This window comes from Nostoc sp., from assembly GCF_036917415.1.
GTDB lineage: Bacteria > Cyanobacteriota > Cyanobacteriia > Cyanobacteriales > Nostocaceae > Nostoc.
The window spans coordinates 140,275-163,176 of sequence record NZ_JBALDJ010000073.1; the positions used below are offsets into that span (position 1 = coordinate 140,275).

Sequence of the window (22,902 nt, forward strand, 5' to 3'; positions counted from 1 at the left end):
TGTAGTATTTCCCCCCTGCTCCCCTTGCCTGCCAAAACTAATATTTTTGAATGCAACTCGGTATAAGTAGACATGAAATCGACGACAATTGTAGCTTTATATAGATAGTCATGTATAAGGCGCACATCCGCATGGCACAATTCAAAACGCGCTCTGGGTCTTAATGTCAGGTGATCGTAAATTGGCAGAAGAACCAAACATGGAAACATGATTTTCTTAACAATTGCTCAAAGCCATATATCAAAAGGCGTTTATAGTTTTATAGTACTTTTGCACGGGGAAGTCCACATTAGTATTGTAGGTCGCTACACTTATGATTGCAGCCCACCCTTGTGTTTGCAGGTATGATCCTTAGCGACTTAGCTTTTTACTCAATCAGCAATTAAACATCAAAAGAAATCGGCTGACCGTTGAAATGGTTGTAAATGGACTCTGGATTAACGTGAGTTCGACGGATAGAAAAGCCCAAAAAGCCCGCTAGATGGGAATTGGCTGCCTACACTCGCTACATGGGCGATCTATCTGGGGGTCAAATGCTACAAAAAGTTGCTCAGTCAACCCTGAAGCTTTCTGGCTATGAAGGCACATCCTTTTACAACTTTGAGCAAATTCCTGACAAAAAGGCATTTAAGGATAAGTATCGTCAGGCATTAAATGCATTGCCTGTTGATGATATAACAGCAGAACGGATTGTTGCAGAAGCCAATAATGCCTTTGGGTTCAATTTAAAGATGGCTCAAGAGTTAGAAGGAAGTTTAATTAAAGCACTCGGTCAAATTCTTTTTAATAGCCTAAGTCATTTGTCATAGCTTAGGGAACTCCAGAAAATAAATTATCCAATTTCACGCCCATCAAAACGACTTTCCCTCCCCCTGCCCCCTGCTCCCTGCTCCCTGCCCCCTGCCCCCTGCCCCCTGCCCTCAAAGCGATGGGATATTTTTTAAATTGGAAGTCCCTTATTTCCCTCTTGCTCCCTACTCGCTACTCCCCACTCCCCCCAGTCATTGGAAAGGAACTCAATGGTTTTTCTATTACCTGGTGTCAAGTTTGATCTGGATCTGATTCAAAAGTACGATACTCGCGCACCTAGATATACCAGTTACCCGCCCGCTACAGAGTTAAGCGAAACATTCACTGAAACTGATTTTAAGGCCGCGATCGCCGCCTCGAATCAACGCAAAACTCCTCTTTCTTTATATTTCCATATCCCTTTTTGCCAAAGTGCTTGCTACTTCTGCGGCTGTAATACAGTAATTTCCAACAACAAGAATATTGCTAAACCTTACGTGGAGTTTTTGGTTCAAGACATTAAAAACACTGCAGCTTTAATCGATCGAGATAGAAAAGTGCTGCAAATCCACTGGGGAGGCGGTACTCCTAATTACTTGGATCGTCACCAAGTAGAATTTTTATGGAAAAACATCAATCGCTATTTCAACATCGATCCCCAAGCAGAAATCTCAATTGAGATTAATCCCCGCTATATCGATAAAAACTACATTTTCTTTCTGAGACAGATTGGATTTAACCGCATTAGTTTTGGCATTCAAGATTTTAATCGCCAAGTTCAAGTAGCTGTCAATCGTATCCAGCCAGAAGAAATGCTCTTTGATGTCATGAGTTGGATCAAAGAAGCTAAGTTTGAAAGTGTGAATGTAGACCTAATTTATGGTTTACCTTATCAAACACGTGAGACATTTCAAGAGACGCTGAAAAAGACGATTGAATTAGATCCTGACCGAATTGTTGTCTTTAACTTTGCTTATGTCCCGTGGCTAAAGCCGACGCAAAAAAATATTCCTCAAGAGGCGCTACCTCCAGCAGAGGAAAAGTTAGAGATTCTGAAAATGACTATTGAAGAATTGACAAATAACCAATATCTCTTTATCGGGATGGATCATTTTGCTAAAACTAATGACGAATTAGCGATCGCTCAACGTAATGGCACCCTCAAACGCAATTTTCAGGGCTATACTACACACGCCGAAACAGAATTATTTGGTTTTGGTGCCACATCCATCAGTATGTTAGAAGATGCTTATGCTCAAAATCACAAGGAGTTAAAGGATTATTATCAGACACTGGCAGCAGGTAGTTTACCTGTTAGTAAAGGTATCAAACTCACTCATAATGACATCATCAGACGTGATGTCATTATGGGTATTATGTCGCACTTTCAACTTCATAAACAAGATATTGAAAACAAATATCATATCAGTTTTGATGAATATTTCTCTGAAGAACTAGAGGTGTTAAAACCACTAGAAGCCGATGGTCTAGTCAGTTTATCAAAAAATCAAATTCAGATTACAGACATCGGTAGATTACTAGTAAGAAACATTGCCGTCATATTTGATACTCACACAAAAACGCGACAGACAAAGTTTTCCCGCGCTATTTGATATCGCTTCTGCAAATCTTTACCACATATTATCCCTTCAATCTACCTTAAAAATAAAATTTGAGGGGATATTATTAAGATTATAGTAATCCGATTTTATTTTTGAACTTATTTGCGTGGTGCATTAATTGCAGCGCAAATGTGATAGGCAGTCAAAAAGCGATTTCAATAAACTTGTTAAATAAAAAATGTCCAAAAAGCTTGGTTAATTATTGATATAGATAATTAATGATGAATTATAACGAAATTATTCAAAATTTTTATGAATAACATTTTTAATATATCCCCACAAAGTTAGATATAAACTTTATGTCTCAAGATAGAGATAAAAGAGAATAAATTGATTAATCAATATTTCTTTTTGCAGAAAGTAATTACATCTCTGATGATATATTTTTAATAACTTCTAACTTAAATATGCAAAATAATTGCGCTTAATATGAAAATGTCAAAAGAGCAATTCTCATTTAATTTGGATGTAAATCATTTTGTATAACTTTTGGATTTAGCATTTACCCCATCTGGTAGAAAGAATTTGGAATTAGAGTTGATAGCTTAGATATAAGCGAGATTGTTGAGGCGGTTATGAGTATTATTGCTTGGGTAGTTTTAGGACTTTTGGCAGGTGCGATGCCTACGACGGGCTTACGCCTACCCTAAAGCTATTTATCCTGGCTATCAAGGTGGTGAAATTCTCTCCACTATGATTTTGGGTATCACTGGTGCTTTCGTCGGTGGAAGTCTGTTTACCTTGCTACGAACAAAAACTCTGCAAATTACTTCGGCTGGCGCTGGTTTAATCCCTGGTATTTTAGTAGCTGTGCTTGGTACAATTGTTGCTATTTATCTATGGAGATTAATCAGAAGCAGCAGGAATGCATAATCGCTGATTGGCAGTTATCAACACTGACATGACTACTATATTTTATCAGTCTTTTAGTTCACCAATTTAAAGAAGCTATTAAAGATGAGATTAGCTCTTTTTGGAAAAAACTAAGAGACAATAAAATAGCCGATCCTTTCTGTAACATTATAATTTTGGGAAGTGTAAATCTATGTTTTTTCACAAGAAAGAGCCGATTCATGCAGTTAACATTAGTGAACCAAACCCTCGTTTTGCTCAGTTACTTTTAGAGCAGTTTGGTGGAGCTACTGGAGAACTTAGTGCAGCACTTCAATATTGGGTTCAATCATTCCATGTCGAAAATGCTGGCATTAAAGACATGCTGCAAGACATTGCGCTCGAGGAATTTGGCCATTTAGAAATGGTTGGTAAACTAATCGAAGCTCATACCAAAAATGTGGATCAAACAGAGGCTTATAAGAGTACTCTCTTTGCAGTACGAGGGATTGGGCCTCACTTTCTAGATAGTCAAGGTAATACTTGGACTGCAAGTTACTTGAATGAGGGTGGAGATGTAGTACGTGATTTAAGAGCTAACCTTGCAGCGGAAGCTGGTGCTCGTCAGACTTACGAATCATTGATCAAGCTGGCAACAGACAAAGGAACCCAAGAGACTTTAGTCCATCTGTTAACACGAGAAATTTCTCATACTCAGATGTTTATGAAAGCTCTAGATTCGCTAGGTAAGTTGACAGATCCATTCTTTGGTAATATTAAGCCAGATGAAACTGTTGCTCTCTACTACAACCTATCTACAGACGGAAACGGTAAAGATGAGCGTGGTCCTTGGAATTCTGAACCAACGTTCAAATACATTGCTAATCCACTAGAAAGCCATTCTTAATTGCATAGGTTGCAGTGAGAGTATAGGTTTATTTTGAGTAAACAGATGATTAGGAGATTCTGAAAAAATCCCAATCCTCAAGTGGATTCTTTACCTACGTTATTTAACAATTTTTGGGATGTTTACCTACATCTAGCAAGCAAAAATATTCCCGACTTTTCTAAGAAGTCGGGAATTCTCGCTGAGTATTTGGCTATTACACTCAATTGAAAATAGCTATAGCTATAAATATTCAGCTACACTGAAAAAGTTAGAGCGATCGCTGTTTCAATTTCTAATCTAATATTTCTGACTTCAGAAATTAATTCAACTCAAAATCAAAACCCAGAATCAGGAGATTCACTTGTGATTGTCAACGCTACGCCAAATGGTTGGGAAGTCATTTATCATCGTGCCCATGCTTTATTAGCAGCTGAACTAGCGGGACAATGGCGACGCAAAGATGCTCCAGAAAGGTTATATGAAACAATAGCTGCAATTTCCCATCACGATGACCTAGAAAAAGAGTGGGAAGAAGATATTCTGACTGAAGCGGGTGCGCCGAAGGACTTCACCCTATCCACAAATGCCGATCTAGATGCAGGTGTCGAGAAATTGGCTAATTTGGCAAAGAATGCCCTTTACCGTGGACGATGGGTGGCTCTATTAATTTCCATGCACATCAGCCGTTTAAATGAGCCAAGCCGGGGTAAGTCTTCAAAATTAGATAAACTTTTAGACGAGCAACTTCAAAACCAGCAACGTTGGCGTAAAGAACTGGGCATCAAAAAGGAGGAAGTTGACGCGGCCTATGCATTTATGCAATGGTGCGATCGCCTTTCGCTTATTCTCTGTCAGCAAGAACTACCTGACGATGAAAGATTTTTAGAAATTAGCAAGGGCCCTGAAGGTGAGCGCTATGACATCATGCAGCGTAGTGATAACTTAGTTGTTGTCAAACCCTGGCCCTTCCAAGACGATAAATTCACGGTCAACATTGAAGCCTGCGACCTCTCCCAGGTGAAATTTGAGAGCAGCGCTGAATTAACTCAAGCACTACAAGAAGCCCCCATCAAGGTACTAGAGTGGACATTCATTAAAAGTTAGGTAGGTCGGCGTAAATAATTATTGTTGGGATAAGGCAGGGGGCAGGGGGCAGAGGGCAGGGAGCAGGGGGAGAAAGAGTTTGAGCCTTATTTACTTTTCTTCACACAGTTTGGTTTTATTGCACCGACTTACTTAGATGCATAAAGCTTACAGCTATTTAGCTGAAAATAGCTGTAAGAAACTAGGTTATGCGATCGCACTCTTCTATTAAATCCCTACTACCGCAAGGCGGAAGTCAAAAGTCAAAAGTCAAAATAATTGTATTCCAAGCTCTTGCACCATTTGAAATGGTATGTTTATTTACGCCAAGCTGTACTATTTATATTTTTGCAATGGTGATTTCAGTAATGACTATTGGAGAGAGTCGTATTGTGGATATAACTTAAGCTGCAAAGACACAATAAGTACCGATCGCATTTAGTGCCAAGGCTGTGAGATCAATTTTAATTATTCTAACTTTTATCTAAAGATGCAGTTTTAAGGCAAATTGTTATTACTTATGATAGTTCCTTTTTCTCATTCCAATGAGTGAAAGTAAATATACTTAACAACTGAGGTTCAAAGCATGGACTCAACAGGTAAGGTTCAAACTGTGGACTTGTCCTGGTCTCTTCCACTGCCGTTGAAAGAGTATGCAATGAGCCGAGTAACTGTCTACTTTTATAGCGACAGATGGGTTCCAATTAAATATTGTTCTTTGGTAAAGGCAATTTTGCTTCACCAGAAAGCAAATTTAGAAGGCAAGGAAATTTTGTTATTTCCTATTAATACAGATCCTAATCAATTCTCAAACTCTTTTAACTAGAATACATTGAATTAGACTATCTTTCAAAAATCTTGGCAACAAATTAGTCAGCCATAGAGGCGTACATATAATATATGTACGCCTCTACTTGTAAATGGGAGTAAAAGGGACTGGGGATTAGGGATTGGGTTGCATTTGTGTTCTAAACCAACCCAGAACGCAGTGCTACAACTGCTGCTTGCACGCGATCGTCCACTGCTAATTTATTCATAATCCCTCGGACGTGAGTTTTGATGGTGTTGGGACTGAGATAGAGTTTTTCGGCAATCTCTGGGTTACTCAACCCGTCTACCATCAACTTTAAAACTTCTAACTCGCGCCCAGATAAATTGGCGGTGTTGGTGGTGGGTGAAGGCGGTTTGAGATTATCAATTACTCGCCGTGCAATTTGAGGATCGAGATAGGCTGCACCATCGACTGCGGCTGCGATCGCACTTAACAATCGTTCCACACTTGCACCTTTGATACAATATGCATCTGCACCACTAGATAGTGCCGCAATAATTTCTGTCTCCGTTTGATGAGATGTCAGCATCACTACATGAGTTGCTGGCAGCGCCGCCTTAATTTGCTGTGTTGCGGCAATGCCATCCAATCGCGGCAATCCAATATCCATAACCACCAAATCAGGTTTCAGTTGCAGTGCGGCTTGAACTCCCAAATAACCATCTTCAGCTTGTCCAACAATTTCCAACTGAGGATGAGCCATCAACGATTGCTCTAATCCCAATTGCATCATCGGATCGTCTTCGACAATTAACACGCGCAATGGCGGAGCATTGACGGGTAAATTTAAGGGATAGCGAGTATCTAAAGACATTTTTATTAATTAAAAGTTATCAGTCATTTGTCATTTGTCCTTTGTCCTTTGCTTTTTTGCTTGCCAATGACTAATGACTAATGACAAATGACCAATTATTATTCTTCCACGCGATAGCCTAACTCTGCTAAACTAATCCGCGACTGTCGCCATTTTGGCTGGACTTTCACAAACAATTCTAGGTAAACTTTGCCAGCGATTAACTTTTGAATTTGTTCGCGGGCTTCACTACCTATTGCTTTGAGCATTGCTCCACCTTTGCCAATGAGTATGCCTTTTTGGGAATCACGCTCGACGTTGATGGTAGCAAGTACGCGGGTAATGCTGGGAGTTTCTTCTACTAAATCAATGGCGATCGCTACTGAATGGGGTACTTCTTCACGAGTCAACAATAAAATTTGTTCTCGGATTAATTCACCCATAATAAAGCGTTCTGGCTGGTCAGTTACTAAGTCTGGAGGATAATATAATGGTCCAATTTCTAAATGTTTAATTAATAATTCTTGAAGTTGCGGTAATCCGGTACTAGTCTTGGCAGAAAATTTCACGATTTCCCATTGATGGGACTGGGCCATTTGGGCGTAACTATCATCTATAAACTGCGAATCAGTGGGTTGTTGGTCAGTTTTGTTCGCGCCCAGAATTACTGGTGTTTTGCTACGACTGAGCAAATCGGCAATATAGCGATCGCCTGTTCCACAAGCTACAGATCCATCTACCACAAATAACACTACATCTACCGATTCAATGGCAATTTTGGCATTTTGCACCAATACTTCGCCCAATTGATGATGGGGCTTATGAATTCCTGGCGTATCTACAAATATTAACTGCGCTTCTGATGTAGTTAATACACCGCGCAAACGGTTACGTGTAGTTTGTGCTACTGGTGATGTAATGGCAATTTTTTGTCCTACTAACTGATTCATTAAAGTAGATTTACCGACATTTGGACGACCAACAATACCGATAAAACCTGATTTGAATTCAGGAGGAGCCTGGGGAATTGTTACTTCTCCTGAAAAAGAAAAAGTGTAATTTTCAATACTAGTCACCTTTGGCTCCACCCTCATATTTTATAGCTGGGATAACTTGGTTTTTTCTTAGACACAAAATAGGCATAAAATTACCCTGGCATTTTTAGGGATTGCTTGCTTTTGCCGAGGTTTAATCTACTACTGGCTCTACACTTATATTTTACACCTGAGATAACCTTAGTTGTAGTGTTCAGGAGTCAGAATTCAGTAGTCAGAATATTAAAAAAATTAAACTCCAAGTTTACCTCATTTCATCAGTAATCATACCAAACCCATATAAATTCTGACTTCTGGCTTAAGAGTTGCTGAATTTTTAGACTTTGTTTTGTTTTTAGATACAAAAGAAACATAAAATTACTTTGGCATTAATAGGGAGGACTTTTGCTTAAGTTTAATCTGCTGCTAACTTTGGCTTAATTTTCATCGACTGCTTAATATATACATTTGGATCAAAATGTCAATAAAAAATGTGGGAGAACCCAAACGCATAGGAATTCTTACGAGTGGAGGTGATTGTTCTGGCTTAAATGCTGTGATTAGGGCTGTAGTAAATTGTGCTGTAAATACCTATGGCTGGGAGGTTTTGGGAATTCGTCAAGCGACTCTAGGATTAATGGCGCGGCCGCCACAATTCACCAAGCTGGAAGTCGATCGAGTTGACTCGTTGTTAACTGCGGGTGGCACAATGTTGGGGACAACCAATAAAGGCGACCCTTTTGCCTTTCCGATGGCGGATGGAAGTTTATGCGATCGCTCCGAAGAAATCATTGCAGGTTATCATCAACTAGGTTTAGACGCTTTGATTGGTATCGGTGGCGATGGTAGTTTGGCAATTTTGCGTCGCCTCGCTCAACAAGGTGGTATTAATCTAGTAGGTATTCCCAAAACCATTGATAACGATATTGGCGTTACCGAACACGCCATTGGTTTTGATACAGCAGTAAATATTGCCACAGAAGCACTAGATCGGTTACATTTTACCGCTGCAAGTCATAGCCGAGTTATGATTTTGGAAGTAATGGGGCGTGATGCCGGACACATAGCAATAGCTGCGGGAATTGCGGGGGGAGCAAATGTAATTTTAATTCCCGAAATCCCTTATACAGTTGAACACATTTGCCACAAAATCAAAGAACGCCAAGAAAAAGGCAAAAACTATTGTTTGATTATTGTTTCCGAAGCAGTTCGTACCCAAGGCGGCGAAAATGTGACGATTACAAATCGCTTAGGTCAATCTCGATACGGGGGAATTGGCGAATACTTAGCCGATGAAATTATTCAGCATATTGATGTAGAAACGCGAGTCACAGTTTTAGGACACATTCAACGGGGTGGGACTGCTTCACCACTGGATAGATTAGTTGCAACAGCCTTTGGCGTAGCCGCGGTTAATCTGATTGCAGAGGGTAAATACGATCGCATGGTAACATGGCAAAATCGCCAAGTATTAAGTGTACCAATTACAGAAGCGATCGCTCAATATAGCGCTGTCGATCCGAATGGTACTTTGGTTAAAACCGCCCGTGGTATGGGTATTTATTTAGGAGACTAAACATACAAAGTAGGAACACAGCAATGCTCATTGGTGTCAACTTAACGTAATAAGCTAGATTTGGCGAACTTTCCAGGTTTGACCCTCACCCCCAACCCCTCTGCCAATTTTGGGAGAGGGGAGCAAATTCTCTAGTTCCCCGAATCCCAAGTTGGGAGAAGGGGTTAGGGGATGAGGGCAAAACGTGCTCTAACTTGAACAGGATTCTCAGTCAATTCATCAATTATGTCTTTTTTTAACGATGATTTTTTCTTTAATAAAACAATTACTTTAATATCATCTCCTTCACCGAGTTCTTGTTTGTACTCATCGGGAATCTGAATTAAACCATTTTGGATTTTTGCTTGAAACTCTACCGCATTTAGCATAATTATTCTCTCTTATATACCGATACAACTCAATCTTAGCCCCTACAATAACCTTCTAATCGCTAAGTATATTTGCTATGCCCTAACTTACAATTCCTAGTACAAATTCGCCTTCATTTACAGCCTGATTGGTTGCGACATCATAAACCAATCCATCTTGTTGAGCGCAGACATCAATTACATTAGGTAATTGACCTTCTTTATTAAAACTGAGAATTTGATACAATTTTTCCCCAGCTTTTACAAAACTACCTAATGCTATTCTGGATTGAATCATCCCACCTCCGATCGCATAATATTTTTTCCGGTTGCTGCTAGATGCAAAGGTCATTTCATGGGTTTTCGTGTCATTCGATAAATTAGGAATTTGCAGTACACCTTTTTGCGCTAAATAGTTTTTCACACCCCGTACACCTTTAGCGACTGAATCAGGGTTCATTTGCATTCCTGTTCCTAATTCCAGTGTCCAAGCTTCCACATCAAACTTGATTTCTCTACCAAACTCTTTAAAACAAGCTTCCAGTGCTAACCAAGGTTTGATAAAAGCTTCATCAAAAGCATCACCATCATATTTATCAAGTAAGATTCCAAAATCAAGTAGGAAGTATTTTGCACTGTCTTCTCGATTTTGGAAGTAATAAACGTAGTCTAACGCTTGATTGGTAGAACTATGTAAATCAATTAAGTAGTCTGCATCTAAACTCAAATTTTGTAGCTTATAGCCAAAAAGCTCAGTGTATGGCACTGCACTAGGAGAATTAATTTTTTCTAAAATTTTCGCAAATTGCTGCTTAATTATAGTTAGATAATTTTGTCGAACGACCTCTAGATCAATATGTAGTTGAGATTTCGTAAAAGCTACTAAATCATCAGCTTCTTTCTCGTAGTCCCAAAATATGCGATTCCAGTCTTTGGCTTCGTAAATGCAGTAACGTCCAGGGGAAAAATGATGAGCGCGTTCATTCGTACCCATTGGATTACAAACGGGAAGCAGCCAAATCTCTCCGGTTAAATCTGTATTATTTATTGTTAATAAAAACTCAATTAGCTGGTGAATAACGGCATTGCCAGCGATTTCTGCACCGTGCAGATTAGATTGAATGTAAACCTTTTTACCAGGTTGAGCGCCGATGAATTTGTATACTTGTAAGGATAGGCGATCGCCCGAAGCCATTTGACGTAAGACAATAGTTTCAATAACTGGCAGCATGAAATAATTCGGTAATGATTTAAGTAAATTATGACTGTAGATGTGGCTATTGATTACTACCTCAGTCAACTTTTATCGGCTGAATACTTTACTAGCAATGACTTCAAACTGTTTAACAGTAAAGATTTTTGATGTATCGGGGAGTGGTTCATCTGGTGTCGGTAGTCGTTGATCAGGTTGGAATAGTTTGGATAGAGGCGGAAATTGCGGTGGTAGAGAAGGTGTTGGTGGTATTTTGGGTGAAGGTGGTTGGATAGCGCTGGCGGGAGTTGCAGAAGCGAAGGAGAATTGTTTTGGGGTAGTTGTACGCTGACTACTGTCTGCGCCCTGCTGGATGTAGTTGTCAAGCTGTTGAACAACATAAGCAGGCAGGATGCAGCAAAAGTCTGAGTAACTTTAGCTACCATGACATTGAATTGGGTTCTGTCTGGAAGTATTAAGAGTAGCGGTGGATGAATTAGCACTGAGGACGATTTGTCCAAAAGCGTTTAGCGTCGCACCTGTTGCTTCAACAATGCGTTTGGGGATAGAGGTAGTTGTTTTACTGGTAACAGGTGGTAAGGAACGGTTGTTGTTGCGGGGTTTAAGAGACACCCAATCTATTTGTGGCGTATCAGGAGTGAGAATGTCTTTGGGATTGGGTGGTAAACCGCCGCGTCCAGTGATCACAAATCGGTTTTGGGCGTAACCTGGACTGTAGCAACCTTGAGCTAACTTGGTGTCAACTGGTATTGTTGGCAATTCAACTAAGCCACTGTTGGGGTTTATCTCAGGTGTGTTTAGTTCTACAGTGCCCTGTATACCAAATTCTGAACTAGCAGTGATGTCACTTAAGGGAGTTGGACTTTCACGGAACTCAATACCATAAATGCCAAAGGTTTTGATATCCACTCTTCCACCACTGCCTGTAAAAGCATTGGCAGTGATGTCACTATTTTCACTAGGCACAGCGAGGATGAAGCCTGACCGGGCATCAATATTAATATTGCCACCATTACCCCCAGCTTCTGCTGTGCCTGCGGTGGTGGAAATGGAAGCGCCACGACGCAGAAGCAGTAAATCAGTTTTTAAGTTGATGTTGCCACCGTTACCCGATGCAGATTCAGCGTTGAGTCTGCCACTGTTGTCTAAGGTAACTCTAGGTGAGGCGACGATTATATCACCAGCAGTACCCGTCGGACTTTGGGAGTTAACGAGCAAGCCAGTGTTAAAGTTTGAACTGCTACCAGAAATGGTGACATTAGCAGCAGCATTAACTTTAATTGTGCCTGCATTTCCTTGTCCAAAAGTTGAGGCAGTAAGTAGAGCGCCATCACTTAGAGAGAAAGAACCAGAATCGATAGTAATGTTACCCCCATTGCCAACTGTCCCCGTTTCCACCAAACTGCCAATCGCACTAAAAAGACTGTTTTTCTCCCCAGCAATATTAACAATACCTGTAACATTAACATTGACATTCCCCGCATCGCCCCGTCCTGCTGGCTGGGTATCAAATGCACCACGAGTAATGGTTACCAATTGAGCGCCATCAATTAGTGATAGTGTTGCAGCATTGATGTCGATATTGCCACCTTTACCTACACCCCCTGCTTCCACCGTGCTGAAGATGTAAGCATTATCTGCAAGAGAAACAGCATCTGTTGCCCGCACTCTCACATTCCCCGCATTCCCAAGTCCCTCAGTTGAGGCAATAAGTTGAGCGCCATCACTTAGAGAGAAAGAACCAGAATCGATAGTAATGTTACCCCCATTGCCAACTGTCCCCGTTGACACACTGCTGAAAATCGCACTAAAAAAATTGTTTTTCTCCCCAGCAATATTAACAATACCTGTAACATTAACATTGACATTCCCCGCATCGCCCCGTCCTGCTGGCGCTGTTGGAGATGCTTTATTAATAGAGGTTTGCAGTTGAGCGCCATCAATTAATGATAGTGTTGCAGCATTGATGTCGATATTACCTCCCTTACCTACACCCCCTGATTCCACCGTGCTGAGGATGTCACTGTTTGCAAAGGAAACAGCATCTCGTGCCCGCACTGTCACATTCCCCGCATTCCCAAGTCCCGAAGTAGAGGTTTGCAGTTGAGCGCCATCAATTAGTGATAGTGTTGCAGCATTGATGTCGATATTACCTCCCTTACCTACACCCCCTGATTCAACTGTGCTGAAGATGTAAGCATTATCTGCAAGAGCAGCATCTGTTGCCCGCACTGTCACATTCCCCGCATTCCCAAGTCCCTCAGTTGAGGCAGCAAGTTGAGCGCCATCAATTAGTGATAGTGTTGCAGCATTGATGTCGATATTGCCACCTTTACCTACACCCCCTGATTCAACTGTGCTGAAGATGTAAGCATTATCTGCAAGAGAAATAGCATCTGTTGCCCGCACTCTCACATTCCCCGCATTCCCAAGTCCCTCAGTTGAGGCAGCAAGTTGAGCGCCATCACTTAGAGAGAAAGAACCAGAATCGATAGTAATGTTACCCCCATTGCCAACTGTCCCCGTTTCCACACGGCTGGAAATCCCACTAAAATCCCCAGCAATATTAACAATACCTGTAACATTAACATTGACATTCCCCGCATCGCCCCGTCCTGCTGGCGCTGTTGCAGATGCACGACGAGTAGAGGTTTGCAGGCTAGCGCCATCAATTAGTGATAGTGTTGCAGCATTGATGTCGATATTGCCACCTTTACCTACACCCCCTGCTTCCACCGTGCTGAGGATGGAAGCATTATCTGCAAGAGAAACAGCATCTGTTACCCGCACTCTCACATTCCCCGCATCGCCCCGTCCTGCTGGCGCTGTTGCAGATGCACCACGAGTAGAGGTTTGCAGTTGAGCGCCATCAATTAGTGATAGTGTTACAGCATTGATGTCGATATTACCTCCCTTACCTACACCCCCTGCTGACACTGTGCTGAAGATGTAAGCATTATCTGTAAGAGAAACAGCATTTCCTGCCCGCACTGTCACATTCCCTGCATTCCCTTGTCCAAAGGTTAAGGCTGCAAGTTGAGCCTGATCTTGTAACGAGAAGGAACCAGAATCGATAGTAATGTTGCCCCCATTGCCAAGTGACCCCAAACGCACAAGATTGCCAACTCTGCTCCCAGTGCCAGCAACTTTGATTTCCCCGGTAGCATTAAGCGTAATATCTCCTGCAAGAGTTTCAGATGTCCCCAAACCTTGCCCAATACCAGCACTTAGGACAGTTCCTCCCAATATCTCTAGATTAGAGGCATTGACTGCAATATTACCGCCACCAGCGCCTTCTACGTATATTGCAGCTTGGTTAGTAAGGGATACCAAAGTTCGCGCAACATTATCAGGAAATTTAAAGCTGAGATTATCGCCATCTACACCCAGCAAGACAGTACCAGGTTCGCCCAATCCTCCTAACTCAACTTGCCCACCATAAGCATTTAATTGCCCCCCATCCATGCTGACATTACCACCCACCAGCAGTAAGCTCTTACCCTCTGGCACTCGTAAACCAAATGCATCAAAGCCTGCTGGATCTTTTCCTGCGAATGCAACTGAGTTATTTTGAATCGCTGCGTTTTGATTAATCTGATTAAACAGCAATGCTGAAGGATTAATAGTCAACAACGGTGAAGGGATATTTTTCGCAGTAGCGCTAAAAAATCCGATATTTCCAAATTGCAGTGCATTCGCTGTACTCGCTACAAAAGAACCTTTAACATCCAGCCTCGCACCCTGGCCAAAAATAATCCCATTTGGATTAATCAGAAACAGATTAGCTGTACCCAACGTGCGAATTAACCCATCAATCTTAGAAACTGACCCACCCGTAACTCGGCTAATTATATTTTGAATATCTACAGCATTATTAAAAGAAGCAGTGTCACCAGGAAGAACAGAAAAATCGTCAAAGCTGTGAAACAAATTACTTCCTGCTTTAGTTCCTCCAGTAATATTGAAGATGTTCCCATCCCTTGTAACGCTAGAGTTATTAGGCAAGGTTCCATCCGGGGTAATTTGGGCAAAAACACGCTCTTGCAAGGAAGCAATTAACACACTTCCCACCAAGCAACTAACTGATATTACAAACCTACTACAGCAACACCGCCAATTTTGAGTTATCCCTGACATAGCACCCCCAAGAAATCAGTAACTCCACCGTGTGACTAGTCTTATTTTTCCAAGTTGTAATGCTGTACAATTGGCACTTTAGCACGAGGTGACGGGTGAGGAGTGCGCTGGAGAGGTGGGCGAGGCAATTTGGACACCACGAAAGAATAATTTATAATTTGTAAGTAAGTCGGTGGGAAAAAACACAAATATGTTAAGAAAGATAAATGAGGCTAAAATCTTTTCCCTCCTGCCTTCTGCCTCCTGCCTCATGCCAACTACAAATATTTACGCCGTTCTACTTAATTGAAGAAAGGGTTTTCTTTGTGTTGGCCTGTTTTGCGAAAATGCAATTTCCAGGTCGCTAGGTGCAAGATTTTTTGCCAACATCGAATCATTTATAAGTTTTGTTTAAGCATTGCTAGCGATCGCATACAGCGCACTACCCTAAAGAGCGATCGCATAAGTTTTTGTCAAAAAGTTGTAATATTAAGGCTTAATGTCGTAACGTTAAGCCTTAATCTTATAATGCTGGTGATTAATGTTGTAATGTTAAGGCTTAATGTCGTAACCTTAAGGCTTAATGTCGTAACCTTAAGGCTTAAGGTTGTAATGTTGGTGACGACAAGACATTCACTTATAACTGCGATCGTTGATTCAAGAACTAATAAACTCTCTCTAGGTAATTTTCTAGGAGATATCGATTATCGTAAATAGCATGAATCCCCAATTAACCCCAGCCGAAATTCAAGAAGTTCAGCAACTTCTTCAAGGCGATACTTCAATGCAACCAGCACTGACTACTCTGCAACAACACAACGGTGATTTGGAAGCGAGTTTTGATGCACTTTGGCAAGACAAGTTCGGCAAAACAGATTATGGCAAGGGTAAATCGCTATTACAGCTAACTCTCGATGAAATCCGCACTTAAATTTGTGGAAATGATGGTTTACGGGGCAAAATCACGGAATATACCAAAAACCCTGGTAGTGCTTCTTTGTTTAATAGTGTTATTGGTTCACTGGTGATTGTTGCTGCTGCACATGGAATACCGATTGATGGTGCGATCGCAACAATTGTCGTGTTATATATTTTTAAAATTGGGATAAACGTTTTATGCAAATATACTGAGCCAGAGAGTGAAAGAAAGCAAGGGAAAAATAATAACTCCTAACTCCCAACTTCCTCATGTCCCTGGTAAATTTCGCAACCGCTCATCCAAATGAGTACGGTCTGCCAAAACCTTTAACAGCGGCCCATGTGAGGTAAATTCTACAATACTGACCGAAGCAACAGGACATCCCAAACGAAAACGGAAGCGTCCGACATCAATCCCTAGTAAACTACACAGAAGAATTCTGATAGTTGCCTTGTGTGAAACCACTAAAACATTGCCACTACTGTAATTTTGCTTGATTTCTTCAATTACCTGCAAGGCACGATAAGCAATTGTAACCGCCATTTCTCCACCATTTGGCGCATTCCACGCGGGATCTGCTGACCAGCGAATATAATCATCGTGATATTCACGGCTAATTGCTTCTGGGGTTTTTCCTTCCCACAAGCCATAGTTGATTTCCTTCAAACCATCCCTAAGTTGTGGTTCTATCCCTATTGCTTGATACAAAGGTTTTGCTGTCAATACAGTTCGCTGCATTGGGCTACAAAATATTGCTGTCCAATCCATAGAACTATATGTGTCTGCAAAAGTCTTTGCCATCTCCAAGCCTTCTGGAGTGAGTTCTGAGTTTATAGAACCGCAAAAGGAATTATTGCGGCTGCATTCTGTCTGTCCGTGACGGAGGAAATAAAGAGTTAGGTTCACGGTACGTTCTCATCGATTGTGAATTTAAGAGCGCTAACAATCAGATGTAGCTGAAGATAGTTAATGCCTGTGGTATATTACTACAATTTTTGATATTTGAAATGATTTTCAGATAAAGCAAAGTTGTTATAGCTACGCTCGTCGTAGACAGATTTGCAACGGAAAATTACTTTAAAGGAGGTTGGGGTATCTGAGTGTGTAAGTTCTAACTTTAGAATATTGATCCAGTTTAGTTAAAAGTGATTGGTCTTTCAAGAAGCGATACGCATCTCTACATCAGGTTTTTGTTGCTCATTCTGAATTCTATTGCTTTATAGTTATAATAATTATAAAAATAAATTAAGAATAAATTAAGCATAAACAAACATAGAGACGTAATTAATTACGTCTCTATAAAATTTCTGTCAATCAAGCTAGTGCTTTACTTTCAAAACTTGCTAAGAAAAGAATAAAGGTACATAGCATTGAATATTTAACGTTTCGTAATTTTTTCTTGCAAAAATGGAATCCACCCCATTTATATCCCTAAAGTTTCTGCAAAAAAAACTATAAATTATTAGTCAATGCTTTTCTTTACATTATCTTTCACGTCTTCAATGCCGTGACGTACTTCGCTTTCGGCTTGCTTTGCTTTACCTTCGGCTTTATCTTCTGGATCTCCAGTGACGTTTCCTAATGCTTCTTGGGCTTTACCTTCAACATTTTTAGCAGCAGCCTTTGCGCGATCTTCTATGCTCATTTTGATACTCCTGATTCAATTAAAAATTAATTTCAAAGCTATAAACTAACTTTGAAACTCTTTGTTATTACCTTTACATAGTAACTTAAAGTTTTTGCTAAAGCCTTCCACCACAAGGCAGATTCAATAATTCGTAATTCGTAATTGGTAATTCGTAATTAAGAAAGTTAGTTGTAGTAAGCGTTCTGGCTGTTGGTTGAATATAAAATAAAGTGAGAATAGTTTAGTTACCTATGCTAAAAGACATAGAACAAATGTCACAGATGGTAATTTTTACTTTTTAAATAAAAAAACCCAGTTTCGTATAGAAAATGGGTTAATAAAGTTATGGGGATGTTTTTTGTTTAATCTAAAAAACCCATCAGGCTTTCAGAATTGTCAATCTCATTTGGTGCTATCGGACGATTCCCGAAGGTGGAATAACTTTCTGTAATTGCCAATGAACTTGAGGCAACTGGACGAATTCCAGAGAGATTGATACTTTCAACGACTTGGAATGTATTAGCGCCAATTGGACGAATACCCATTGCATTATAGGTTTCAACTACTTCTAACGTACTGGTGCTAACGGGACGCACCCCAGCAATTGAGAGGTGTTCAGCAACTTCTAAGTCGCTAGCGCCTATGGGACGAATTCCAGAAATGGCAAGTGTTCCGGTAGCTCCCACTGGCAGTTCAGTAACTTCTTCGACTTTATCTGCATTCAAGCTCTGGTCTTGTTGATTTTCAACTTCCTCTGTAGACTTGGCATACTTCTGCCGAGAACTGGTTGCTTTGCCAGCGTTGCTAATAGTCATAAACGAACACCTCTAGTTTGTTAACTGAATTTTACAATAATTAAGGAAAGATGAAATTTTTTCCCATATACCTTAGAGTTTAACCTTAAAAAACCTCATATAGATATAAGAATCTTTAAAACTAATACATAAGTAAATATAAAGCAATAATTTTTGTAAATAATTATTACTATTTATTTGATTTAAGAAGTTAGCTACAATAGATACAAGGCGGAATCGTCACCATGAAATAGGGTATTTACAGCAAAACTGTATGACAGAATTTTGTCTTCAAGCTCCCTTTAGTCCCACAGGCGATCAACCACAAGCGATCGCACAACTAACTGCTAGCATCCAATCAGGCAATCGTTACCAAACTTTACTAGGAGCCACTGGAACTGGTAAGACATTTTCGGTAGCAGCAGTTATTGAAAAAATTGGCAAGCCTACTTTAGTATTGGCGCATAACAAAACCCTGGCTGCACAGCTTTGTAACGAGTTGCGGGATTTCTTCCCCAATAACGCAGTCGAGTATTTCGTCAGCTACTACGATTATTATCAGCCAGAAGCGTATATTCCCGTCACCGATACTTATATTGAAAAAACGGCGGCGATTAATGATGAAATTGATATGTTGCGGCATTCAGCGACGCGATCGCTTTTTGAACGCCGTGATGTGATTGTCGTTGCTTCCATCAGTTGCATCTACGGTTTGGGAATGCCAGCAGAATATTTGAAAGCTGCCATCCCCCTTCAGATAGGTATGGAAGTAAATCAACGCCAAATTTTACGGGATTTGGCAAATGTTCAATATAGCCGCAACGACATAGAAATGGGTCGGGGAAAATTTCGCGTCCGTGGTGATGTCTTAGAAATTGGCCCAGCTTATGAAGACCGAATTATTCGTGTCGAATTCTTTGGTGATGAAATTGACGCGATTCGCTACATTGACCCGGTGACAGGTGAAATTCTCAAGAGTTTGGAAGCGGTGAATGTTTACCCCGCACGTCACTTTGTCACCCCAGAAGAACGGTTAGAAGTAGCTTGTGATGACATCGCAGCCGAATTAAAACAACAAAAACTAGACTTAGAACAAGCTGGGAAACTATTAGAAGCGCAACGCATAGATCAACGTACACGTTATGACCTAGAAATGCTGCGCGAAGTAGGTTATTGCAACGGCGTTGAGAATTATTCCCGTCACTTAGCAGGAAGACAAGCTGGAGAAGCACCAGAATGTTTAATTGATTATTTTCCCAAAGATTGGCTACTAGTTATAGACGAATCTCACGTTACAGTGCCACAAATTCGCGGCATGTATAACGGCGACCAAGCTAGAAAAAAAGTTTTAATTGAACATGGATTTCGTCTTCCTAGCGCTGCTGATAATCGGCCTTTGAAAGCAGAAGAATTCTGGCAAAAGGTGAATCAGTGTATTTTTGTTTCAGCAACTCCGGGAAATTGGGAATTAGAAGTTTCTGAAGACCATATAGTTGAGCAAGTGATTCGACCAACTGGGGTGGTTGATCCAGAAATTTCTGTGCGTCCCACAGAAGGACAAATTGATGATTTGTTGGGAGAAATTAAAGATAGAGCCGATCGCCATGAACGAGTGTTAATTACCACATTAACTAAGCGGATGGCGGAAGATTTAACCGAATATTTGCAAGACCACAGTATAAGGGTACGGTATTTACATTCCGAGATTACTTCTATTGAGCGCATTGAAATTTTGCAGAACTTGCGCGAGGGGAAATTTGATGTATTAGTAGGTGTGAACTTGCTGCGGGAAGGTTTGGATTTACCTGAAGTTTCCCTAGTGGCGATTATGGATGCAGATAAAGAAGGTTTTTTGCGAACCGAGCGTTCCTTAATTCAAACTATTGGTAGAGCCGCGCGTCACATCCAGGGACAGGCGATTTTGTATGCCGATAATCTGACAGGTAGCATGATTAAAGCTATTGATGAAACAGATAGACGGCGTGGTATTCAAACAGCACATAATCGACTGCATGGGATTACACCACAACCAATTGTAAAAAAATCAAGTAATGCGATTTTGGCTTTTTTAGATGTATCTCGGCGGTTAAATGCAACTGACTTGAAAGTTGTAGATGAACATATAGATGAACTGCCATTAGAACAGATTCCAGGGTTGATTACTCTGTTAGAAACACAGATGAAAGAGGCGGCAAAGAAACTAGAATTTGAAGAGGCAGCAAAATTGCGCGATCGCATTAAACATCTGCGAGATAAAATGCTAGGACATTAACGTGAATCTACTGAGTCCTCAATTGGAGTGTGATTGAAAAGACACTGATGACCGATTGTTAATTGTAAATATCACGACGATGCCCAACTTTATGAATTGTGATAAGTTGTGCTTCAGTATCAAAGGAATAAATAATCCGGTAGTCCCCAATTCTGAGTTTGAACAAACCGCTTAAATCAGCACTCAAAGGTTGAGGGGTTAAGTCCTCAAAGTTCTCAGACAACCAGCGAATTTTACGCAGGATGCGCTCTTGAATAGTTGAGGTGAGAGCTTCAAACCCGATAATCGCCTCTGATTTAAATTCGATCTTGTAGCTCATTACCAGGACAATCCCAGGTTTTGTGCTACTTCCTCAGCAGGGATTCCACGTTCTCCAGATTGAGTACGTTGTAGAGAGTCGAGTAGTTGCTGTTTCACTTGTAGCTTTATTTGTTTGCCTTCATCAGGATCAACCATTAGAGATTGAATCGTTTCGGCAACAGTTTCTTGAATCAGAAGCTTGAGTTCTTCGATGGTCATATCTTTGACTTGCATAGGGGATGATGGCTAGTGAGAACTACTCTTACTGTTTTACCTGCTATTGTGGCATATTGCGGCGATCGCGGCGGCATAACAAACCGCTTGCACATTGCATTAAACATCTGCGAGATAAAATGCTAGGACGTTAACGTGAATCTTATACTCACGAATTAGCAATAACCCACGCAGAAAAGTTATCCCTTGGATGACAAAGCGCTCAACTTGCTACGAAGAAGTGATAATGGATAAGATGCCATTTACATTTTTAGAGTGTGGTAGCCATGACTGAGTTACTTGAGCGTGCGATCGCCCAACTAAAAAGTCTACCTGTTGCTGAACAGGATGCGATCGCTGCTCGTCTCCTTGCTGAGATAGAGGATGAGCAAAGATGGAAAGCTCAGTTTGAATCTACAACAGATGCTCAGTGGGATCGGCTAGCTGATATGGTACGGCAAGAAATTGCTGCTGACGACATCACTCCTCTAGCTGACGTTTTTCCCTCTGAGCAATGAAGTCAAGTGTTACGAAGGTATTTCGTAAGAAACTTGATGAACTTCCTGCATCAGTTCAAGAACAAGCTGCCAAAGCCTATGCCCTTTGGCGTTCAGATCCTTACCACAATAGTCTTCAGTTCAAACGAGTTAGCCAGCGCCAACCAATCTATTCGGCTCGTGTTAGTTTAGACTACCGCGTTCTTGGTTTGTTGCAGGATGATCACATTTACTGGTTCTGGATTGGCGCACATGCAGAGTATGACGAGTTGCTTCAGAGGTTGTAGCGCCAGCAGCCAACCGTTAGCTTGATCGCATTAAACATCTGCGGGATAAAATGCTGGGAGTTAACGTGAATCTTATGCTCATAGAAGGCGTACATCACAGTATGTTGGGGCAATCCGACGAAGTTTGCCTCAACATGTTCAATCTCTCGGTTGTGGTTGACTTAACACACGGTTTCTAGAAAATGTTGATGGTACGACTAAAAATCGAGAATGTGCTGAAAATAGAGGAAACTGTCGCAATCTGAGTGTCTTCAACGAACAGTGCGCCTGTTCTGTAGTTGGTCGTAACCGCATCGAGAGAGTCTATATCTATTCCGAAACCTTCGGCGGAAATCCAAATCTGATCATTATCAGTTACGTTATTGAAGTCAGTGATGGTATCAATTCCTTCATCTGGGGAATTAAAGTAAAATCTATCGGCACCGTCTCCGCCTGTAAGTATGTCCTTGCCCAAGCCTCCAACTAGGGCGTCATTACCGTCTTCGCCTGCAAGTATGTCCCTGCCCAAGCCTCCAACTAGAATGTCATCACTGACATTACCTTGTAACACGTCATCGCCATCATTGCCAATCAGGCTATCATTGCCAGCGCCACCCAAAAGGCTGTCAGCACCTGCCCCACCTTCTAAGGTGTCATTACGGGTGCCGCCAGTCAGCACGTCGTTGCCATTATTGCCAATCAGTCTATCATTGCCAGCACCACCTAAAAGGCTGTCATCACCAGTACCACCATTTAAGATATCGTCACCAAAGCTGCCATTCAGGGTGTCATTACCAAGACGGGCTATTAGCATTGCCACCCCTAGCCCATCCATATAATGTGTCATTTCCCGAAGTTCCATTTCTTGTGTCAGAACCTGTGGTGCCGT

General features: G+C 41.1%; 21 protein-coding genes and 2 pseudogenes. 12 read left to right on the forward strand and 11 right to left on the reverse strand.

The features are described from left to right. Positions 1 to 494: 494 nt before the first annotated feature. The 5 genes and pseudogenes from V7K41_RS14935 to V7K41_RS14955 form a co-directional block, all read left to right on the forward strand. A pseudogene (locus tag V7K41_RS14935) lies at positions 495 to 809 on the forward strand (biliverdin-producing heme oxygenase); the annotation flags it as partial. Between the two features lie 210 nt (positions 810 to 1,019). After that, positions 1,020 to 2,402, forward strand: a complete 1,383-nt coding sequence (gene hemN / locus V7K41_RS14940) for an oxygen-independent coproporphyrinogen III oxidase (RefSeq protein ID WP_334849295.1) — start codon at positions 1,020 to 1,022, stop codon at positions 2,400 to 2,402. Positions 2,403 to 2,986: 584 nt separating this feature from the next. Next, a pseudogene (locus tag V7K41_RS14945) lies at positions 2,987 to 3,284 on the forward strand (GlsB/YeaQ/YmgE family stress response membrane protein). A gap of 172 nt (positions 3,285 to 3,456) precedes the next feature. Then, a complete protein-coding gene (locus V7K41_RS14950; protein ID WP_334849297.1) occupies positions 3,457 to 4,149 on the forward strand; it encodes a manganese catalase family protein in 693 nt (230 codons plus the stop codon). A gap of 345 nt (positions 4,150 to 4,494) precedes the next feature. Further along, positions 4,495 to 5,235: a DUF3891 family protein gene (locus tag V7K41_RS14955; protein WP_334849299.1), complete on the forward strand. Its 741-nt coding sequence runs from the start codon at positions 4,495 to 4,497 to the stop codon at positions 5,233 to 5,235. 947 nt (positions 5,236 to 6,182) lie between these two features. Here V7K41_RS14955 and V7K41_RS14960 read toward each other — a convergent pair. After that, the gene (locus V7K41_RS14960) at positions 6,183 to 6,860 is read right to left on the reverse strand and encodes a response regulator (RefSeq protein ID WP_104908984.1); all 678 of its coding nucleotides are present in this window, start codon (positions 6,858 to 6,860) and stop codon (positions 6,183 to 6,185) included. A 98-nt stretch (positions 6,861 to 6,958) separates the two neighbouring features. Beyond that, positions 6,959 to 7,933 carry a GTPase Era gene (gene era / locus V7K41_RS14965; protein ID WP_334849301.1) on the reverse strand — a complete coding sequence of 325 codons (975 nt, stop codon included), beginning with the start codon at positions 7,931 to 7,933 and terminating at the stop codon, positions 6,959 to 6,961. Between the two features lie 433 nt (positions 7,934 to 8,366). On the opposite strand from era, the gene V7K41_RS14970 reads away from it, so the two are divergent. Beyond that, positions 8,367 to 9,449: an ATP-dependent 6-phosphofructokinase gene (locus V7K41_RS14970; protein WP_334849388.1), complete on the forward strand. Its 1,083-nt coding sequence runs from the start codon at positions 8,367 to 8,369 to the stop codon at positions 9,447 to 9,449. A gap of 164 nt (positions 9,450 to 9,613) precedes the next feature. Here V7K41_RS14970 and V7K41_RS14975 read toward each other — a convergent pair whose 3' ends face one another. Together V7K41_RS14975 and V7K41_RS14980 are read right to left on the reverse strand one after the other, a co-directional pair. After that, positions 9,614 to 9,817, reverse strand: a complete 204-nt coding sequence (locus tag V7K41_RS14975; protein ID WP_334849303.1) for a hypothetical protein — start codon at positions 9,815 to 9,817, stop codon at positions 9,614 to 9,616. Between the two features lie 82 nt (positions 9,818 to 9,899). Further along, a complete protein-coding gene (locus V7K41_RS14980) occupies positions 9,900 to 11,027 on the reverse strand; it encodes a succinylglutamate desuccinylase/aspartoacylase family protein (RefSeq protein ID WP_334849305.1) in 1,128 nt (375 codons plus the stop codon). Positions 11,028 to 11,214: 187 nt separating this feature from the next. Here V7K41_RS14980 and V7K41_RS14985 point away from each other — a divergent pair, with 187 nt between their 5' ends. Further along, a complete protein-coding gene (locus tag V7K41_RS14985; protein ID WP_334849307.1) occupies positions 11,215 to 11,340 on the forward strand; it encodes a hypothetical protein in 126 nt (41 codons plus the stop codon). A gap of 83 nt (positions 11,341 to 11,423) precedes the next feature. Here the strand turns inward: V7K41_RS14985 and V7K41_RS14990 are convergent, their stop codons facing one another. Beyond that, on the reverse strand, positions 11,424 to 15,146 hold the full coding sequence (locus tag V7K41_RS14990; protein WP_442943194.1) for a two-partner secretion domain-containing protein: 3,723 nt from the start codon (positions 15,144 to 15,146) through the stop codon (positions 11,424 to 11,426). Between the two features lie 697 nt (positions 15,147 to 15,843). Here V7K41_RS14990 and V7K41_RS14995 point away from each other — a divergent pair. Beyond that, complete coding sequence (locus tag V7K41_RS14995; protein WP_334849310.1) at positions 15,844 to 16,056, forward strand: hypothetical protein; 213 nt, start codon at positions 15,844 to 15,846, stop codon at positions 16,054 to 16,056. A gap of 66 nt (positions 16,057 to 16,122) precedes the next feature. Beyond that, positions 16,123 to 16,299, forward strand: coding sequence for a hypothetical protein (locus V7K41_RS15000; RefSeq protein WP_334849312.1), 177 nt, complete (start codon positions 16,123 to 16,125; stop codon positions 16,297 to 16,299). A 12-nt stretch (positions 16,300 to 16,311) separates the two neighbouring features. Here V7K41_RS15000 and V7K41_RS15005 read toward each other — a convergent pair whose 3' ends face one another. From V7K41_RS15005 to V7K41_RS15015, 3 genes are all read right to left on the reverse strand, one after another. Continuing rightward, entirely contained in the window at positions 16,312 to 16,950 is a 639-nt protein-coding gene (locus V7K41_RS15005; protein WP_334849314.1) for a histidine phosphatase family protein, read from the reverse strand. 556 nt (positions 16,951 to 17,506) lie between these two features. Then, entirely contained in the window at positions 17,507 to 17,689 is a 183-nt protein-coding gene (locus V7K41_RS15010; protein ID WP_334849316.1) for a CsbD family protein, read from the reverse strand. 344 nt (positions 17,690 to 18,033) lie between these two features. After that, complete coding sequence (locus tag V7K41_RS15015; RefSeq protein WP_334849318.1) at positions 18,034 to 18,486, reverse strand: hypothetical protein; 453 nt, start codon at positions 18,484 to 18,486, stop codon at positions 18,034 to 18,036. Between the two features lie 253 nt (positions 18,487 to 18,739). On the opposite strand from V7K41_RS15015, the gene uvrB reads away from it, so the two are divergent. Next, positions 18,740 to 20,737 carry an excinuclease ABC subunit UvrB gene (gene uvrB / locus V7K41_RS15020; RefSeq protein WP_334849320.1) on the forward strand — a complete coding sequence of 666 codons (1,998 nt, stop codon included), beginning with the start codon at positions 18,740 to 18,742 and terminating at the stop codon, positions 20,735 to 20,737. A gap of 58 nt (positions 20,738 to 20,795) precedes the next feature. On the opposite strand, the gene V7K41_RS15025 is transcribed toward uvrB, so the two are convergent. Further along, on the reverse strand, positions 20,796 to 21,056 hold the full coding sequence (locus tag V7K41_RS15025) for a type II toxin-antitoxin system RelE family toxin (RefSeq protein ID WP_334849322.1): 261 nt from the start codon (positions 21,054 to 21,056) through the stop codon (positions 20,796 to 20,798). Next, the gene (locus V7K41_RS15030) at positions 21,056 to 21,256 is read right to left on the reverse strand and encodes a hypothetical protein (RefSeq protein ID WP_334849324.1); all 201 of its coding nucleotides are present in this window, start codon (positions 21,254 to 21,256) and stop codon (positions 21,056 to 21,058) included. Before V7K41_RS15030 ends, V7K41_RS15025 begins: the two co-directional genes overlap by 1 nt. Positions 21,257 to 21,537: 281 nt before the next feature. Here V7K41_RS15030 and V7K41_RS15035 point away from each other — a divergent pair, with 281 nt between their 5' ends. Both V7K41_RS15035 and V7K41_RS15040 read left to right on the forward strand, forming a co-directional pair. Next, entirely contained in the window at positions 21,538 to 21,768 is a 231-nt protein-coding gene (locus V7K41_RS15035; RefSeq protein ID WP_334849326.1) for a hypothetical protein, read from the forward strand. After that, positions 21,765 to 22,034: a ParE family toxin-like protein gene (locus tag V7K41_RS15040; RefSeq protein WP_229468384.1), complete on the forward strand. Its 270-nt coding sequence runs from the start codon at positions 21,765 to 21,767 to the stop codon at positions 22,032 to 22,034. The genes V7K41_RS15035 and V7K41_RS15040 overlap by 4 nt, the downstream gene beginning before the upstream one ends. Before the next feature lie 175 nt (positions 22,035 to 22,209). On the opposite strand, the gene V7K41_RS15045 is transcribed toward V7K41_RS15040, so the two are convergent. Continuing rightward, a complete protein-coding gene (locus V7K41_RS15045) occupies positions 22,210 to 22,875 on the reverse strand; it encodes a calcium-binding protein (RefSeq protein ID WP_334849330.1) in 666 nt (221 codons plus the stop codon). Positions 22,876 to 22,902 lie beyond the last annotated feature (27 nt).

Coding starts and splice junctions, on each gene's coding strand:
- hemN (WP_334849295.1), top strand. CDS start 1,020: ATGGTTTTTCTATTACCTGGTGTCAAGTTTGATCTGGATCTGATTCAA.
- V7K41_RS14950 (WP_334849297.1), top strand. CDS start 3,457: ATGTTTTTTCACAAGAAAGAGCCGATTCATGCAGTTAACATTAGTGAA.
- V7K41_RS14960 (WP_104908984.1), bottom strand. CDS start 6,860: ATGTCTTTAGATACTCGCTATCCCTTAAATTTACCCGTCAATGCTCCG.
- era (WP_334849301.1), bottom strand. CDS start 7,933: ATGAGGGTGGAGCCAAAGGTGACTAGTATTGAAAATTACACTTTTTCT.
- V7K41_RS14975 (WP_334849303.1), bottom strand. CDS start 9,817: ATGCTAAATGCGGTAGAGTTTCAAGCAAAAATCCAAAATGGTTTAATT.
- V7K41_RS14980 (WP_334849305.1), bottom strand. CDS start 11,027: ATGCTGCCAGTTATTGAAACTATTGTCTTACGTCAAATGGCTTCGGGC.
- V7K41_RS14990 (WP_442943194.1), bottom strand. CDS start 15,146: ATGTCAGGGATAACTCAAAATTGGCGGTGTTGCTGTAGTAGGTTTGTA.
- V7K41_RS14995 (WP_334849310.1), top strand. CDS start 15,844: ATGAATCCCCAATTAACCCCAGCCGAAATTCAAGAAGTTCAGCAACTT.
- V7K41_RS15010 (WP_334849316.1), bottom strand. CDS start 17,689: ATGAGCATAGAAGATCGCGCAAAGGCTGCTGCTAAAAATGTTGAAGGT.
- V7K41_RS15015 (WP_334849318.1), bottom strand. CDS start 18,486: ATGACTATTAGCAACGCTGGCAAAGCAACCAGTTCTCGGCAGAAGTAT.
- uvrB (WP_334849320.1), top strand. CDS start 18,740: ATGACAGAATTTTGTCTTCAAGCTCCCTTTAGTCCCACAGGCGATCAA.
- V7K41_RS15025 (WP_334849322.1), bottom strand. CDS start 21,056: ATGAGCTACAAGATCGAATTTAAATCAGAGGCGATTATCGGGTTTGAA.
- V7K41_RS15030 (WP_334849324.1), bottom strand. CDS start 21,256: ATGACCATCGAAGAACTCAAGCTTCTGATTCAAGAAACTGTTGCCGAA.
- V7K41_RS15035 (WP_334849326.1), top strand. CDS start 21,538: ATGACTGAGTTACTTGAGCGTGCGATCGCCCAACTAAAAAGTCTACCT.
- V7K41_RS15040 (WP_229468384.1), top strand. CDS start 21,765: ATGAAGTCAAGTGTTACGAAGGTATTTCGTAAGAAACTTGATGAACTT.
- V7K41_RS15045 (WP_334849330.1), bottom strand. CDS start 22,875: ATGGAACTTCGGGAAATGACACATTATATGGATGGGCTAGGGGTGGCA.